Consider the following 17,270-nt stretch of genomic DNA (forward strand, 5'->3'; position numbering starts at 1 on the left):
AATAAAACGCCACATGTCACTATAATTGAAGTACCAAAACCTGATCTCGGTGTTGACTGGTAAATGCTATAATCAAAAGCGAAAGTTTAACACATAATAGGCTTTTTTCGGCACCGATAGACAACTATCTATTCTAGATGACGGTTGTAATAAGTAAAAAATCATCTATACAATATAAGTGTCAGTACTTATTTTTCCCATAAAAAATACAATAAAATTCACGACTCAATATAAATATAAAGGCGTAGTTACGATGCAAGATATACAAAAAAAATTGCCATTATTAATCACAACTGGTGAGCCTGCTGGTATTGGGATGGATATCGTGCTGCTATTAGCGGCTGAGGGTAAATTGCAAGATTTTGAACGCCCAATTTGGGTCACCGCTGATAGCACCGCTATGACAAAGCGCGCAGATGAGTTGGTTGCAGCTGATGTATTGAAAAACCCTCCCATCTGGCAAACTATTGATATCGATGCCGATGACTTTAGTTTTAACGTTGTAGAGCAGATGTCGCAGCCAGATACTGACGTGGATAGTTCTTTTATTCTGCTTAATATATCTTGTGCTGAGCCAGTTGTCTGCGGGAAAATTAACACGCGCAATTCGGTAATGGTCGTTAAGCAGTTAGATATTGCCCATCAGTTGGCAACCAACAAAATAGTGGCCGCTATCGTCACTGGACCATTGCAAAAGTCTGCATTGATAGAGGCTGATATTAAGCTATTAGATGGCACGATGTTTAGCGGTCATACAGAGTTTTTTATGCAGCAAAGTGGCTGTGATAAAGTGGTTATGATGCTCGCCAATCAAGCCATGAAAGTCGCGCTTGTCACCACTCATTTACCGCTAAAAGATATCCCTGCTGCAATCACATCTGACAATGTACGCCAAACGGTACAAATTGTCGTCGATGAGATGAAAGCAAAATTTGGCTTAACGCAGCCACGTATTTTAGTCTGTGGTCTGAATCCACATGCAGGCGAGGGCGGGCATTTAGGCGTCGAGGAGATTGAGATTATCAATCCCGTATTGCATGAGTTTATCAAAGCAGGTGTCGATATATCAGAGGCAATGCCAGCGGATACGTTATTTACACCCAGACATCTAGCCAACTGTGATGCGGTGATTGCTATGTATCATGACCAAGGTTTGCCAGTGCTTAAATCACATGGTTTTGGTGATACCGTCAATCTTACCTTAGGACTGCCGTATATCCGTACCTCAGTTGATCATGGGACTGCGCTTGATTTAGCGGGACGCGGCGGCGCAAGTGCGACTAGCTTATACCAAGCACTACTGATGGCTAATGAGATGGCGGATAAATCGCTTATTAATAGACCTCTTGCATAAGTCGGTGTCTTGGCGAGGTTTTTAACTCAGTATTGGCTAACTTTGGTGTGAATGATGGCCATTTATAAGTCGTCAAACATGACCTGATATAAGTGGTTCCATTATGGCATTCTGTTTTAAGTGGTCTGTTAATGGGTTTAAAAGGTGAATTAACTTGTTCCACTGGTGTATGCATTAATAAATGATTTCGAAAAATTATCCTATTTTTACACTTGGTCCATATTTGTATTGCTCATTCATAGCAATCATTTTCTGTACTACTTCGAAATCATCTATTGTAGAAAAAACATATCTTTCAGATTGTGCGACTTGCAAACTATTTAAATGTTTCAGCTTCTCATCTTGTATAAGATATGAGCTACCATCTTCAAAGCTTTCTGCCATTTCTATGCATGAATTTAGATTTTTTACCGCTTGCAAAAACTCAGTCTCAGTTTGCCCCGCATCATCTAGAACCAACTTCTTTTGAGACGCATCCAATGCGTTGAAAAGATCCACTATTACGTTAGGTTTATTTAATATCTTTGCTGATTCTTGAGTCTTCAACTTGGCAACCGAAGGACAAATTAAACCCAATGTAATAGTGGATGACAGTGGAATATAAATCTCTATCCCTTCAAGGGCAATGCCCAAGTTGCCATATACCCCCATATCAATACTGTTGTATAGTGTGACTGGATTATCAGATATGAAAAATGGGTTTTCTTTTGTTGTCTCAAAAAGTATCCAGGATTTTTCTAAAAAAATTGATATTACTTCTTCTTGACTTACTATTCCATTGAGAAAAATATTTTTACGATCGTTTAACCCTTCCGTTCCAAACCCAGTTTCTACTTTCTCACTCGAAGGATGCATTTGTGTGAGACGTATATCAAGAACGCTAGCCATACGCTCTATTAACTGCAAACGTGTATGTGTCCTTGATTGCTGCACAGCTATGAATTCAGCGATTTTGTACTTATCCTCTTCAGATAACCAAGAAATACTTTTTTCTTCAACTATTTTTTTAATTAACGGAGCTGCTTGATCTTCATATACACCAAGAACGGGCTCCAAACTTATTGACGCAGGATCATCTACAAAGTTATAAAATGAATTCATGGTTGTTGCGTTAAATACAGTTTGTTCAAAAACTTTTTCATTCAATTTATCAAAAGTAAACAACCTATTTCTCTTACCACTTGTCTCAAAACTAAACTTATCCAATAAAAATCGGGGTACGGTATGCTGCTTCTTAACATCAGTAGTCATTTTCAAAGTTTTGTTCCTTAGCATATTAAAGTCAAATAATTATTTAGCGTTCCATATCTTTATTAACAAGTATGCTGCATAAGCAACCGATATCGCAAATCTGAGCTGAAATATTTGATATTAAATTCGAGATGCTGACCTTTTGTACACTCAGAAGCATACTGGTACTACAACAGCCAAAGATTCAAGTCCTTACTAGGGAACCTTATATATAACCAACATTATACCAAATGGTTTTAGAACAAAAAAAACACTGCCTCGGTTGCGCTAATGTATGGGTAGTTTAACAATAAAATATCTCAAAAATACAGTGCAATTATGAGCTGTGTTATAATTCATCATTATAAAACTAGCACATTGCTGGCATTGCCTTATCGACCCTCTCTTTTTTATCTATGAAGACTTTTTTATGTCCAAAACATCGTTTGATGCTCAGTCTATTACCAACAGCCTACGCGCTGCCAAACACCAACCGCGTAAGCGCTTTGGTCAAAACTTCTTGCATGATCGCAGTGTCATCCGTGAGATTGTTGAGAGCATTCGCTTAGAGCGCGATGACAATTTGATTGAGATTGGGCCAGGGATGGGCGCACTGACTGAGCCATTATTGGCAGAAGTAGATGCGATGACTGTGGTCGAGCTGGATCGTGATTTGGCAGATAGCCTGCGTATTCGTATCGGTGCCAACAGCCATCCAAACTTTACGATCATCAAAGACAATGCCATGCATGTCGACTATCGCGAGCTGTATAGCGATGAGCGTGGCAAGCTCCGTGTGGTTGGTAATCTGCCGTATAATATTTCTACGCCTATCTTATTTCATTTGCTCAGTTATGCCGATGTGATTCAAGACATGCACTTTATGCTGCAAAAAGAAGTGGTCGAGCGTATTACGGCGGATGTCGGTAGCAAAACTTATGGTCGCCTATCTGTCATTATGCAGTATCATTGCCATACCGATTATCTACTGACCGTACCACGTGGTGCTTTTAATCCGCCACCAAAAGTAACCAGTGCGGTTTTTCGTTTGACGCCGCATATCATTAAGCCAGTCGTCGCGGAGGACGAAGAGTATTTCGCGCTTGTGGTACGTGAAACCTTTAACCATCGTCGTAAGACGCTACGTGCTATCTTTAAAAAATCAACGTTGCTACCGACATTGAGCGAAGAAGATTTTGCAGCGTGTAGCATCGACCCACAAGCACGTCCTGAAGTCTTAAGTGTGAAGGATTTTGTGAATTTGAGTAATCAAGCGCGTAAAGTAGAGGTTTGAATCGAGTTACTGCTGATTGGTCGTCAAAGACATTTATATGGAAATGACGATATAAAATTTTCACATAAAACTATCACGTAAAAACACTGAGGATCTATGAGATTTCGCCATCAGTATGTCATCGGTGACCTGCAAGGTTGCTATGCGGCGTACCTTCATTTACTTGAAATATTGGATTTTGATCCTGCACAAGACAAGCTATGGTTTGCAGGGGACTTGGTGGCACGTGGTGAAGACTCGTTAAATACCTTGCGTCATGTCAAAGCACTTTGCGAGCAAGGCGCAGCCGCGACAGTACTCGGCAATCATGATATCAATTTGATCGCTGTCTGGCGCGGTGCGGCAAAGATTAAAAAAAAGGATCAGACAGCGCCTATTTTTGCTGCCGATGATTGCGATGAACTGCTTGAATGGCTACGTCATCAGCCAGTATTGGCTTTTCCTGATGAGCAGACGGTATTGGTTCATGCTGGCATTCCACCGCATTGGACGGTTGAGGCGGCCGCAAATCACGCGCAGCAGTTAGAGTCACAATTGCAAAGTAGTTTAAAACAGCTGGATCGTTTATTGCCGAATTTATATAGCAAGACTGCTGATGACTGGCATCCAGATATTAATGGCTTTACCAAAATGCGTGCAATTGCCAATTATTTCACTCGTATGCGGCTGTGCAAACAAGACGGCACGTTAGAATTTAGCTTTTCAGCAGGGTTAGAAGCATGTATGCCAGAGGGGTTTTTGCCTTGGTTTGAATGGCAAGTGCCGCGGACTCGCAAGATACTATTTGGGCATTGGGCAGCGCTGAAAGGTGAGGTAGACTTACCGTATGCGCGCGCACTTGACGGCGGCTGTGTTTGGGGTAATGATCTATTGGCTTATCGCTTGAGTGATGGAAAAATTATCAGGTCAAGTGCGCACTGCTTACAGCCAGAAACATAATATTAGGGCATGGGCTCATTTCTATCTCCGTTTTTAAAATGAGGTCACGCCGCAACTATTTTGCTTATTCAAACGATTTATTAAACCACCAAAACCCTCCCATTAGCTGGGTAGGTTTGGTGGTTTTTTGGGTTTAGGTAGTGATGTTTTAGCATCGCCCGTGGCCTTATTTTCAGGGTTGCTGTTATCGCTTTCAGGATGGGCAGTCATCTCATTACCCTCAGTAAAGGCGTTATGCGCCTTATCATATTGAATATCACTACTATAAGGGACGCTATTGAGCTCCTCATCTATCAGCCCATCATCGAGTTCAATGGTTTTTTTGGTACTGATATGATTGGTGGTGCTGTGTGTTTCCCGACTTTTTAGCGCAGCGTCAGTGTCAGCATTTGAGATGTTATTATCGTAATCTATGTCTGTGATAGCCTGTTCATTTTGCATGCTTTTTTGCTTGGATTTAGGTAGAATTTTTACATCAGACAAACGGCGCACGACATAATTATTGGGAATAGTTTGCCCCCCTTTATGAGCGCTGGTATCGTCAAAAATCATATGTCCTTGGCTGTCGATACGAGCATACTTCATTGGCTTATCACGTGGCCAGAAAAAGTCTGAAGGATGGGTAAGCATATGGCTGAAAAGCTGCTTGGTTAAACGACTCCACTCCATGAATTTGACTTCTTTAGAGCGCAGTGCCACAAATAAGGCGAGCGAGAAGCTGACCATGAGGTTCACCATGCCGATAAGGGCAACGCCTAAAATAGAAATAAACACAATCTGCCAATCCCACTGGCTGGCAGATATATTAAACAGTCCATGCGCCAAATTCGCCGAGGCAAACGCAATGTGGCGAATATCAATCGGTAAGCCAAATAAATAGCCAATTGTTGCAGTACTACCTAAGAACACCCCGAACAAGAAATTGCCCATAATGGCGCCAAGGTTGGCTTCTATAAAGCCGCCCAAACGCTGTAACCAAGTTTTTGGTAGTAGGTATTGAAGTAGTTTGTGGCGCTGAATACGGGCACCGATTTGGTTGTAGACCGCCAAGTTATCGTAGTAACCAGCAATAAGACCAGATAAAAATAAATAGACGCCAGCAATGGCCGCGTGGGGCAATGCCAGTGAGTGAAAGGGGTCAAGATCATGCAGTAAGTGTGCAGCCTTATCGGTATTGATCATCGGCGCACCAGTATATTGTAGCCATGAAAAAGAGATAATCAAGGCGACTGGTATCGCTAGCATAATATTACCCATAATTGCCACAAACTGGGTACGTAAAATATCGACCACCAATTCTGATAGTTTATTTAACTGGTGTGACTTTTTGCCAGAACCGTCCGAGATAGTAGAAGCGATTGCTGCCGCCGTCATAGCAGGCTGTTTGGTAGCAACCGTACCATGAACGATATGGATAAAAACAAAACCCAATCCATAAATCATACTATTTACAAAGGCGCGTCCCATCGGTGCGAGGGCTAGGTTATAGGCTAGTATCTTAAGCGTTGCCATAAAAGCAATAATAAAACCACCGATAGAGGCTTTCTTGAACATTTTTTGGTAGCCCGATTTATCGGTACTAATATAATGTTCACCCACGCGGCTGGCATTTTCAGTGACTTTGCGCGACAGCAGCTTGGTATTATTATCAATTAAGTATCCAATACTATAACGGCGGCTCGCAGTGGTAATCAGCGCTTGAATCAACTCAATGAGCGCCTGATCACGCTTATCATAATTATCTGCTACCAGTTCAGTTAAGATACGCATACGCTGCAAGCTTTGGTCTAAACGCAGCATCATATTGGTCAGGCGAATAGAGATTCCCGTTTTATAAATGCGCTTGCGTATGGTGGCAACGATATCTTCGCATTGTTCAATCATGACCAGTAACGGCGCAGGATCTACCGCTTTTTCGGGCGTGATATCCGTTAAAGTATCAAGCTCATGCGCTTCTCGGTACTGATTGACGTACAAGACCGCCTCTTGATTTTGTGCCACAAATGACGCTGAATAATTCAGCATTTGCGGATAAAATTCCATCAAATCTGGATGCAAGCCAATACCGCTGATACGGTATGACAAAATGATAATCGCGTTCAAAATACTGTTTTTTGCTGTCGCAACTAAGTTTAAATGCTGCTCATCGACTTTGAGTAGCTCAACCAGTTCATCCCATTTGTCTTTTTTAATATTGGCAAGCCAGCGCTCATCAGAGCGTTTATCAAATAAATAACCGACCAATTCTACGACAGAATCTTCTTGTGGCAGTAGCGGTAAAAAACGGTGTCCGATAAGGCGACGTAGACTATTAAAAAAGCCCTGATCCGACATGATGCCGGTATCGGTATATAAAGCAATTTGGCGATATTCAATAATCAGTTTTAAGACGAAACTTGACAGTCCATCTGCATATTCTGGATGTTGACGTAAAATGTCAATCAGCTCTTGAATGTTTTGATTGGCTAATGTGGGCTCTTTATCACTCACTCGTAGCTCATCGATTAAGCGCTTGAGTACCGCAGGATCGGGCACATCACTTAAGGCTGTAATCTGTTGTAAAATGTGTTTTATTTCTGACACATTGCATCCCTTGTGGTGGTTATTTCAGTCATTGTTATTATTGAGTATGAGCAAAGATATAGGTGTTTTGAATGACTATATTAGTTATCAATGTCGCGATATCTACCACTATTGATGGTTAGGTTTCTAATTTACAGCTCACTAATTTGGAAATTATTAGCTTTAAGCGTATTGGTTTAGGCGTTAAAGATATTTGTAGCAATCTTAATGTTGTGACTTTGCGTTATTTTAATCGTAACAATGCCTGAGCGGTTAATTATTTTGTTAGCAGTTATTTTGTGGCGCTCATTATATCGATTGTGGAAACCATCACTGTGATGATATTTTTGGCAAAAAAAGGGACAGTAGCGTGACTGTCCCCTTATCGTAGTGCGGTATGGCTTACTTTATTATAAAAGTAAGAAATTAGCTAGCAGGTACATCAAAGTAGCTAAGATCAAAGTTCATCATTGGATCACTACCAGCTTGAACCATTTGTGCATGAGCATCAATGCGTGGCAAAATACGGCCGACGAAATAATCGGCAAGCTTGGCTTTATTGGTATAAAACTCACCTTCTTTACCGTTAGCGGCTTCTACCATCAACGCAAACATGTACGAGTAAGCGAGGTAACCAAAGGCATGCATGTAGTCAACGGCACAGCCATTGACTTCGTTTTTACGCTCGCCAATGTTGCTAAGCACAGTGTTGGTTAGCGCTTCGATAGTATCTGCAGCATCTAGCGTTGCTTGCTTGATACCATGATCCGCTTGCATGTTATTGACGAAATCACGAATTTCACCTAAGAAATGAGTGACGTATTTGCCGTTATTTTTCGCCACTTTACGGCCTAATAAATCAAGTGCTTGAATACCGTTGGTGCCTTCATAAATCTGCGCAATACGGGTATCACGAACGATTTGCTCCATACCCCATTCGCGGATATAGCCATGACCACCAAATACTTGCTGGCAATCAATGGTGGCTTCTAATGCTTTGTCGGTCAAGAATGCTTTAGCCACTGGCGTCAATAGAGCAACACGTGCGGCAGCAGCTTGAGCGGCCTCTGGATCGGTACTAAACTTCTCTTCGTCAAGATTTTTGGCAACGTACATCGCAAAGCAACGCGACGCTTCGGTGTTGGCTTTGGCGTTCAATAGCATACGGCGTACATCCGCATGATGAATGATCGCATCAGCTGGTTTTTCTGGACTTTGCAGTTGGGTATCACTACGACCTTGACCACGGTCGTTGGCATATAACGCCGCATTCTGATAAGCAAGCTCAGATCCACCAAGGCCTTGTAGACCCATAGTCACACGCTCGTAGTTCATCATAATGAACATTGATGACAGCCCCGTGTTTTCGGCACCAACCATCCAGCCTTTAGCGCTGTCAAAGTTCATGACACAAGTGGCTGAGGCTTTGATGCCCATTTTATGCTCGATAGAGCCGACTGCTAGGGTGTTACGCTCGCCTAAGCTGCCATCTGCATTGACCAAAAATTTTGGTACGACAAATAGCGAAATACCTTTTGAGCCTTCTGGCGCGTTAGGGGTTTTTGCCAATACCAAATGAATGATATTGTCAGTCAGGTCATGCTCACCGCCAGTAATAAAGATTTTGGTACCAGAGATATCATAGCTACCGTCATCATTAGGGATAGCTTTGGTTTTGATGATACCTAAGTCAGTACCAGCATGTGGCTCGGTCAAGCACATGGTGCCCGCCCACTCGCCGTTGTACATTTTTTCTAGGTAGGTTTGCTTTTGTTCTTCAGAAGCCGCTGCGTTTAGGCACAGTGTTGCGCCAACGGTTAGGTTAGGGTAGAGGGCAAACGATTGGTTGGCAGTGAATACCATCTCTTCAGTCAGCATGGTCACCATTTTTGGGAAACCTTGACCACCGTATTCAGCGTTACCGCTTAAGCCAACCCAACCTGATTCAGCATACTGCTTATACGCTTCTTTAAATCCAGTAGGAGTCGTGACGACGCCATTACCTTCAAAGGTTGCGCCTTCTTCATCGCCGCTGCGGTTGATTGGCAAAAGAATGTTTTTTGACAGTTTTGCCATTTCTTCCAAAATCATATCGACTGTTTCCATATCGACATGAGCTAAGTTTTCGTTGTTTTGCCAAAATTTAGGCGCGTTAAATACATCATTTAAGATAAAGCGCATGTCATTCAGAGGGGCATTATAAACAGCCATAAACATTCCTTTGGTTCAAATAAATAATAGTAAAGTTGTTAAAGATATCAATTGTTCTTTTGGTCTAACCTTAGCGGTTAATAATCAAAGTTTAGCAAATAAGCTGGCGCACGGGTGTGTTTCTTCGTGAATTGTGCGTACACCAAAAGTATTGATAAAGGATAGCCTTTATAAAAATAAGAATAGATTTTTAGAAAAGGTTAGATTTCTTGAAAGTGTTGACTCTACTCGTTATTAATTTTAATAGCGCTAAGAAAATCGGCAACACACCTGAGTATGTTGCCGATAAAAATACAGTATTAGCAGTATTTAACGTCTAATTAAAAAGCGAACTGATCAACGTCCATGCTCATGTATGGTTCAACACCAGTGCTGATACGCTGTACGTGAGTGGTGGTACGTGGCAATAGCTTAGCAAAGTAGAACTGCGCGGTTTTTACTTTCGCGTCGTAGAAGGCTTGTTCGCTAGTACCGTTAGCAAGTTCAGTTTGTGCTACTAATGCCATGCGTGCCCATAAGTAGGCTAGCGTCACATAACCGCTGAAATACATATAATCAACCGCAGCGCCGCCAACCGCATCTGGGTTTTCAGTGGCTTGCATGCCGATGCGTGCAGTCAAATCACCCCATTCTTTAAGGTGTTTGGCAAGTGGGCGAATAAACTGACCCATCTCATCGTTTTCTTTGTTTTCTTCACAGAATGTCTGGATGATTTTGACAAAGTTTGCAAGCAGTTTACCTTGTGAACCCAATACTTTACGACCTAATAGATCGAGCGCTTGGATTTCAGTAGTACCTTCGTATAAGCAAGCAATACGCGTATCACGCACGTTTTGCTCCATGCCCCATTCGCTGATAAAGCCATGACCACCATAAACCTGTACGCCATGGTTAGCCGCTTCTAGACCCGTTTCAGTCAAGAACGCTTTAGCAATCGGCGTCAATAGTGACAACATTTGATCAGCAAATTTAAGCGCATCGCCTTCGCCTTTTGCAACAGTATCGGCAAAATGTGAGAGGTAATAGACTAAAGCACGACCACCTTCAGCAAAGGCTTTTTCAGTCAAGAGCATGTTACGAACCGCTGGATGTACAATGATAGGGTCAGCAACTTTTTCAGGCGCTTTAACACCAGATAATGAACGCATTGCTAGACGATCTTTGGCATAAGTCAATGAGCCTTGGAACGCATATTCTGCTGCTGTTAAACCTTGCACTGCGGTACCAATACGCGCCACGTTCATAAAGGTAAACATGCACTGTAGACCACGGTTTTCTGGGCCAATTAGATAACCTGTTGCGCCATCAAAGTTCATCACGCAAGTGGCTGAGGCTTTGATACCCATTTTGTGTTCGATAGAGCCACAAACGACGTTGTTGTTTTCACCTAGGCTACCATCTTCGTTGACCGTTACCTTAGGAACGATAAACAGTGAGATGCCTTTTGTGCCAGCAGGCGCGCCTGGTAGACGAGCCAATACAATGTGAATGATATTGTCCGTTAAGTCATGCTCACCCGCTGAAATGAAGATTTTTTGACCAGTGATGCTATAGCTGCCGTCTTCTTTAGGCTCAGCTTTGGTGCGGATAATACCCAGATCAGAACCTGCATGTGCTTCAGTCAAGCACATGGTGCCAGACCATTCGCCGCTGACCATTTTTTCTAAGTAGGTTTGTTTTTGCTCGTCCGTACCGTGATGCTCGATGGTTTGAATGGCACCATGCGATAAACCAGGGTACATAGAGAATGACCAGTTAGCCGTACCAACCATTTCATTAATGACGGTTGATAATGAGAACGGCATATTTTGACCGCCGAAGTCTTCTTCAGCAGACAACGCTGGGAAGCCAAGCTCACAATACGCTTTGTATGCTTCTTTAAAGCCTTTTGGCGTGGTCACTTGACCATTGTTAAACTGGCAGCCTTCAGCGTCACCACTTTGATTCAATGGTGATAGCTCATTTTCAGCAAAGCTTGCCGCCATTTCAAACAGGCTGTCCATTAGCTCGCGATCCGCTTCTTGGAATGCTGGCAGGGTTTTATAATGGCTTTCGCTGTCGAGTAACTCATGCATCACGAATTGAATGTCACGTAAGGGCGCTTTGTATTGCATAACTTCCTGTCCTTTTGAGAATATAACCAATCATCATCAAGGGTAGGCACATGACTGCACTGTTACTTAGTGCACAAGTCCAGCCCATATTAATCTAACGAGCCCAAATAAATGCTAGGCAATAATGCAGATTGACGATGTTGTCGGCTATATAAAATAGTATTGAAAAGAATGGCGATGGTCAGAGTAAGCTTGAAACTTAATAAGCTCTAACAAATTCACTATAAAAGATAGGCTTTCAGAGGGGATTATACAAGTTTGGTGACAGCACTGATAAGTCATGAACCTATCTTGCATCGGTTATACAATCGACGTTAGGCGTTAAGAGGAAATGCGAATAAGCATATGAAAATACTAATGATACTGGATAAATAAGCATCCGTTAAAGGGGGTTTATTTGGCGGCGTACTGCTGAATCAACATCTCAGTCGCAGCCTCTGCTGGCACTGGTTTGCCAAACCAATAGCCTTGACCCTGTTGACAGCCCATTTTTAGCAAGACATCGCGCTGTTGTTCGGTTTCGATGCCTTCGGCGACTACCTGCATATCAAGTGCCATTGCCAAGTCTAAAATAGCTTTTACAATGGCATGTTGGGTACGATCAGTGTCGATGTTGGATATAAAGCTTTTATCAATTTTAATGAAATCAAACGGATATTCTTGTAAGTAACTCAAAGAGGCATAACCGGTGCCAAAGTCATCCAACGCCAGACAAACTCCCAGCTCTTTGAGCAGAGTAAGCTGTTTTTTGACATTTGCATGACGCTGAATTAACGATGATTCGGTGACTTCAATATGTAGCTGATGGGCAGAAATATGGTGTTGCACCAGTAAACTGCTCACCATCTCAGAAAACTCAGGGTGGCTAAATTCGGCGGCATCTGCATTGATACAGATATGCTGACAAAACCCTTGCTGTTGCCAAGTCGATAACTGCTTAGCAATTTGAACCGCCATGTGCGAGAACAACTCAAAGGACAGTTTATGAGTGATAATGGCATTGATAAAATGTATCGGCTTTAGCAGTCCGCGAGTCGGGTGTTGCCAACGTACCAGCGCTTCAAAACCAATAATGATGCCCGTAGCCAGCTCAAACTTTGGTTGATAATAAGGAACAAACTGATTTTCAGTGGTAGCGGCTCTAAGTTCCGCCTCTAACTGCAAGCTACCTGCAGTGGCTTCGTCAATGGCCGTATCATACCAGCAAATGTCATCACCGCCTTGCTGCTTGACATAATGCAGGGCTTTTTCAGCCTTGGTCAACAATCCTGTCATTTCGTCGTCGTTAGTGGGAAAGTAACTGACCCCGACGGAAATATGACAATAAATCTTGGCGTCTGTCGCAGTGTTTTCATCTAAGGAGAAGGGGCGTTCACACATTTGCATCAAGCTGTCTAGCTGATGACGTACCATATTAGCGTCATTGGATTCGAATAATAACGCAAAATCATCGCCGCCAAAATGGGAAAAACACTGTAAATTATCGAGCTTAAGTTTCTTCAGGCGTGTGACAAAGTTCTTTACCAAGGTGTTGATGCCGTCAGGGCCAAGCAAGCTTGCTAGATTGCGATAACGGTCAATATTAAAGCGTACAATTACGACTTCCTGATAGCTGTCCAACAATAGGTCGCTGGTCTGACTCAAGAAAACCTTACGGTTTGGTAACCCAGTCAATTGATCATAATTGAGCAAATGCGCCACTTGCTTTTGATCTTTGACGACCGCGGACATATCACGCACCATACCGATATAGTAAGTTCTATGATTGACACAGATTTTGCGATAAGTCATGTGACAGTCAAGTATTTGTCCATAACGGTTCAGCATCGAAAAGTCGTTTTCATAAAAACCATTGCAGTCTAGATGGTCAGTGATGTCTGCTAAAACGGCCCTTTCTTCATCTGATAAAAACTCTGCCGCATAAACACCAAGTGGTCTGCCAAGCAAAAATGACTCACTGTAGCCAATGATAATCTCATAACTGGCATTGACCGATAGATAGCGTAAATGGGCATCCAAGATGAATATGGCATCATCAAGCTGCTCACATAACTCGGCCAGCAGTTGCTGCTTGTCTGCGATTGAAATAGGGGCGAAAGCAGTCATAGTTGGACTCATCATATCGAAATAGAGCAGCAGTTAGGATTACGCATAGGGTATTTACCCATAATAGCTTAAAGCATGCAGAGTCGCCAACGCCACCACGGGTGCAGTCTCGGTGCGTAAGATTCTTGAGCCAATTTGCCAAGGTTCAAAACCAGCTTTGGCTGCTTGCTGGCATTCATCAACGCTCAGACCACCTTCAGGGCCGATTAGCAGCTCAATATAAGGAGACTGTTGCGTTAAGACTGTTGGTAACGACTTAGGCATTGCTGGTTGTCCTGCAGCTGGTACGCTCAGTTGCAGACGCAAATCTGCTGGTTGTTGTAATATTTGATAATAAGGGGCTTGGCTAAGGGTTGTGACAATAGTACTGGTAGTAGGAGGGCGAACGTCCATTTGCGCATCGGCAGAGTGGGTCGCTGACTTTTGTAACCAGTCATTTATGGACACAGGCGCAATAATAAGCGGTGGACGATTAAGACCGCATTGTTCACACGCGGCAATGGCAACTTGCTGCCAATGTGCCAGTTTTTTTTCTACTTGGGCAGGCTTTAGATTGACCTCGCCATGATGGCTACTTAGCAATTGAATGGCAGTGACACCAAGCTCGGTGGATTTTTGAATCGCATAGTCCATGCGTTCACCGCGGCTCATCACTAGACCGATTTTAGTGAAGACAGCGGCACTTCGGTCAATATCTACATGTGCTAATAATGTCACAGTGGCGTGTTTTTTGCTGATGGCTTGTAGCTGCACCTGATACTCGCCGCCAAAGCCATCGAATAATATGCCTTGATCGCCAATATTGGCACGCAATACACGGCACCAATGATGAACGATACTCTCTGTTAATTCGGCACTATCTCCAATAGCCAAGGTGCTAAGTTGAGGATGGAGTGAGCTTCTTTCATTACTGATGTCATTGCTGGTGTCATAAAAAAAACGTCGCACAGTTGCTTAGTCCTATTGTTTGAATAATATTTTCAAATATCTTAGCAGAATATCGTTTGAGAGGGTAAAGGGATTATCTTTAGTAGAATTTGCATAAGTGCAATTCTTATACCAAAAAGACTGGCGCTCCTAGGAACGCCAGTCTTTAAAAAATACATTTAATAAATACATTTAATAAATACGATGAGCAATTAAGCTAAGCCGAGTGCTTCAACCAAGCGCTTGTTTGGCTCAACCTTATTCATGCTATAAAAATGCATGGCAGGTACGCCCTCAGCAATTAAGCGCTCGCATAAACGATAGACGACATCAAAACCAAATTCACGAATGGCTTTGCGGTCATCGCCAAAGTCAGACAACTGCTTACGTACATAACGCGGAATATCAGCGCCACAGCTATCGGCAAAGCGTACCAAATTACTTGAGTTAGTAATCGGCATGATACCAGCGATTAAAGGCTGAGCAACCGTATCGATACCGCGTTTTTCTAAGGTGTCACGCAAATATAAGTAACTATCAGCGTTATAGAAAAACTGGGTGATTGAAGCATTGGCACCTGCTTGGTATTTATTGACCAAGTTGTCAACATCAAACGCAAAGCTACGCGCTTGTGGATGCATCTCAGGATACGCTGCGACCTCGATATGGAAATGATCGCCTGAATATTCACGGATAAACTTCACCAAGTCTAACGCAAACGGCAGCTCGCCCATACCGACTTGACCTGATGGTAAATCACCACGCAGGGCAACTAAGCGCTTGATGCCCAAACCTTTATACAGATCGAGCAATTCAGCGATTTCCGCCTTATCATCACCGATACAAGATATATGCGGCGCAATGTCAGTCTCACCGCGTGCGCATAGTGCTTGGACGATATCTAAAGTGCGATTTCGGGTTGAACCACCAGCACCGTAGGTCACTGAAAAATACGCAGGTGATAGCTTATTCAGCTCATCATAAGTACTGAGTAGTTTTTCATGACCTAGCTCGGTTTTGGCAGGGAAAAACTCAAAGGAAAAAGCAGGCTTAGTCACAGTCTGGCTCCTTTTAGTATTTGTAAGCGTCAGGCTTAAATGGACCTTCGACGGGCACACCCAAATACTCTGCTTGTTTATCCGTCAGCTTAGTCAATGTACCGTTAAAACCAGCAACCATCGCCGCAGCGACTTCTTCGTCGAGCTTCTTAGGCAGTACTTTTACATATAAGCTGTCAGTACGTGCGTCGGCTGGTAAGTCAGCGAATTTTTCTTCGAACAGATACATTTGTGCCAATACTTGGTTGGCAAATGAGCCATCCATCACGCGTGATGGGTGACCAGTGGCATTACCCAAGTTTACCAAACGACCTTCAGCAAGCAAAATCAAATAATCGTTTTCATCGTCTGAGCGGAAAATTTGATGGACTTGTGGCTTAATCTCAACCCAGCGCCAGTTATCACGCATAAATTGCGTATCGATTTCAGTATCAAAGTGACCGATGTTACAAACAACCGCACCAGATTTCAGGGCTGCTAGCATATGTCTGTCACAAACATGGTAGTTACCAGTAGTAGTAACGATCATGTCAGTGTCTTCAAGCAGACGGGTGTTGATGTTTTCTGCGCCACCAGTGTTATCACCATTGATGTAAGGTGACAATACTTCAAAACCGTCCATACATGCCTGCATCGCACAGATAGGATCGACTTCTGAGACACGGACAATCATGCCTTCTTGACGTAAGCTTTGCGTAGAGCCTTTACCCACATCGCCATAGCCGATAACTAAGGCGCGACGACCAGCAAGGAACATGTCAGTAGCGCGTTTAATCGCATCGTTTAAGCTATGACGGCAGCCGTATTTGTTGTCGTTTTTAGATTTGGTAACTGCATCGTTGACGTTGATAGCAGGTACTTTTAATGTGCCTTTATTTAGCATTTCAACTAAGCGATGGACGCCAGTGGTAGTCTCTTCTGAAATACCATGGATGTTATCAAGAAGCTCGGCATAATCATTATGAATCAATGCGGTCAAATCACCGCCGTCATCTAAGATTAAATTAGCATCCCAAAGCTGACCTGACTCTTCGCCGCCAACGTGGATTTGCTGACGTAAGCACCATTCGTACTCTTCTTCTGTTTCGCCTTTCCAAGCATAAACAGAGATGCCAGCAGCAGCAATCGCAGCAGCAGCATGGTCTTGAGTTGAGAAGATGTTACATGAGGTCCAACGTACTTCAGCACCTAGCGCGACGAGTGTCTCGATAAGAACGGCAGTCTGGATGGTCATGTGGATACAGCCAGCGATTTTTGCGCCTTTAAGCGGTTGATCGGCTTCGTAGCGACGACGCAAACCCATTAGGGCAGGCATTTCAGCTTCGGCAAGGGTGATTTCACGGCGACCGTAGTCAGCAAGGCTGATGTCAGCGACTTTATAGTCAGTAAAAGAGGGATCGATCGTATGGGCAGATGGGGTGTTAGACACTGCGTCCATAATATGCTCCTATCAGTGGTTAAGGTATGATAAAAAG

The 17,270-nt window shown here is 43.1% G+C and carries 11 protein-coding genes; 3 read left to right on the forward strand and 8 right to left on the reverse strand.

The window, feature by feature from the left end; all coding sequences use genetic code 11:
* Window positions 1–262: 262 nt before the first annotated feature.
* A complete protein-coding gene (gene pdxA, locus JMW94_RS03220) occupies window positions 263–1,354 on the forward strand; it encodes a 4-hydroxythreonine-4-phosphate dehydrogenase PdxA (RefSeq protein ID WP_201601365.1) in 1,092 nt (363 codons plus the stop codon).
* A gap of 195 nt (window positions 1,355–1,549) precedes the next feature.
* On the opposite strand, the gene JMW94_RS03225 is transcribed toward pdxA, so the two are convergent.
* A complete protein-coding gene (locus JMW94_RS03225) occupies window positions 1,550–2,605 on the reverse strand; it encodes a DUF4238 domain-containing protein (RefSeq protein ID WP_227685403.1) in 1,056 nt (351 codons plus the stop codon).
* A gap of 409 nt (window positions 2,606–3,014) precedes the next feature.
* Between JMW94_RS03225 and rsmA the strand changes: the two genes are divergently transcribed.
* Window positions 3,015–3,878: a 16S rRNA (adenine(1518)-N(6)/adenine(1519)-N(6))-dimethyltransferase RsmA gene (gene rsmA / locus JMW94_RS03230; RefSeq protein WP_201601065.1), complete on the forward strand. Its 864-nt coding sequence runs from the start codon at window positions 3,015–3,017 to the stop codon at window positions 3,876–3,878.
* Between the two features lie 96 nt (window positions 3,879–3,974).
* Entirely contained in the window at window positions 3,975–4,817 is an 843-nt protein-coding gene (locus tag JMW94_RS03235) for a symmetrical bis(5'-nucleosyl)-tetraphosphatase (protein ID WP_201601068.1), read from the forward strand.
* Between the two features lie 102 nt (window positions 4,818–4,919).
* Here JMW94_RS03235 and JMW94_RS03240 read toward each other — a convergent pair whose 3' ends face one another.
* The 7 genes from JMW94_RS03240 to ahcY form a co-directional block, all read right to left on the reverse strand.
* Entirely contained in the window at window positions 4,920–7,400 is a 2,481-nt protein-coding gene (locus JMW94_RS03240; protein ID WP_201601071.1) for a site-specific recombinase, read from the reverse strand.
* 405 nt (window positions 7,401–7,805) lie between these two features.
* Window positions 7,806–9,590: an acyl-CoA dehydrogenase C-terminal domain-containing protein gene (locus JMW94_RS03245; protein WP_201601074.1), complete on the reverse strand. Its 1,785-nt coding sequence runs from the start codon at window positions 9,588–9,590 to the stop codon at window positions 7,806–7,808.
* Window positions 9,591–9,910: 320 nt separating this feature from the next.
* A complete protein-coding gene (locus JMW94_RS03250; protein ID WP_201553794.1) occupies window positions 9,911–11,704 on the reverse strand; it encodes an acyl-CoA dehydrogenase C-terminal domain-containing protein in 1,794 nt (597 codons plus the stop codon).
* A gap of 393 nt (window positions 11,705–12,097) precedes the next feature.
* Complete coding sequence (locus JMW94_RS03255) at window positions 12,098–13,810, reverse strand: putative bifunctional diguanylate cyclase/phosphodiesterase (RefSeq protein ID WP_201601077.1); 1,713 nt, start codon at window positions 13,808–13,810, stop codon at window positions 12,098–12,100.
* Window positions 13,811–13,864: 54 nt separating this feature from the next.
* Window positions 13,865–14,758 carry a 16S rRNA (uracil(1498)-N(3))-methyltransferase gene (locus JMW94_RS03260; RefSeq protein ID WP_201601080.1) on the reverse strand — a complete coding sequence of 298 codons (894 nt, stop codon included), beginning with the start codon at window positions 14,756–14,758 and terminating at the stop codon, window positions 13,865–13,867.
* A 191-nt stretch (window positions 14,759–14,949) separates the two neighbouring features.
* Complete coding sequence (locus tag JMW94_RS03265; protein ID WP_201539660.1) at window positions 14,950–15,795, reverse strand: methylenetetrahydrofolate reductase; 846 nt, start codon at window positions 15,793–15,795, stop codon at window positions 14,950–14,952.
* 13 nt (window positions 15,796–15,808) lie between these two features.
* Window positions 15,809–17,233 carry an adenosylhomocysteinase gene (ahcY, locus tag JMW94_RS03270; RefSeq protein ID WP_201601083.1) on the reverse strand — a complete coding sequence of 475 codons (1,425 nt, stop codon included), beginning with the start codon at window positions 17,231–17,233 and terminating at the stop codon, window positions 15,809–15,811.
* Window positions 17,234–17,270: the final 37 nt, after the last annotated feature.

This window comes from Psychrobacter immobilis, assembly GCF_904846185.1.
Lineage (GTDB): Bacteria > Pseudomonadota > Gammaproteobacteria > Pseudomonadales > Moraxellaceae > Psychrobacter > Psychrobacter immobilis_B.

Bases quoted from the DNA above. Each gene is read 5' to 3' on its own strand.
- JMW94_RS03225 (WP_227685403.1), bottom strand. From the start codon at position 2,605: ATGACTACTGATGTTAAGAAGCAGCATACCGTACCCCGATTTTTATTG.
- rsmA (WP_201601065.1), top strand. From the start codon at position 3,015: ATGTCCAAAACATCGTTTGATGCTCAGTCTATTACCAACAGCCTACGC.
- JMW94_RS03255 (WP_201601077.1), bottom strand. From the start codon at position 13,810: ATGACTGCTTTCGCCCCTATTTCAATCGCAGACAAGCAGCAACTGCTG.
- JMW94_RS03235 (WP_201601068.1), top strand. From the start codon at position 3,975: ATGAGATTTCGCCATCAGTATGTCATCGGTGACCTGCAAGGTTGCTAT.
- JMW94_RS03245 (WP_201601074.1), bottom strand. From the start codon at position 9,590: ATGGCTGTTTATAATGCCCCTCTGAATGACATGCGCTTTATCTTAAAT.
- ahcY (WP_201601083.1), bottom strand. From the start codon at position 17,233: ATGGACGCAGTGTCTAACACCCCATCTGCCCATACGATCGATCCCTCT.
- JMW94_RS03250 (WP_201553794.1), bottom strand. From the start codon at position 11,704: ATGCAATACAAAGCGCCCTTACGTGACATTCAATTCGTGATGCATGAG.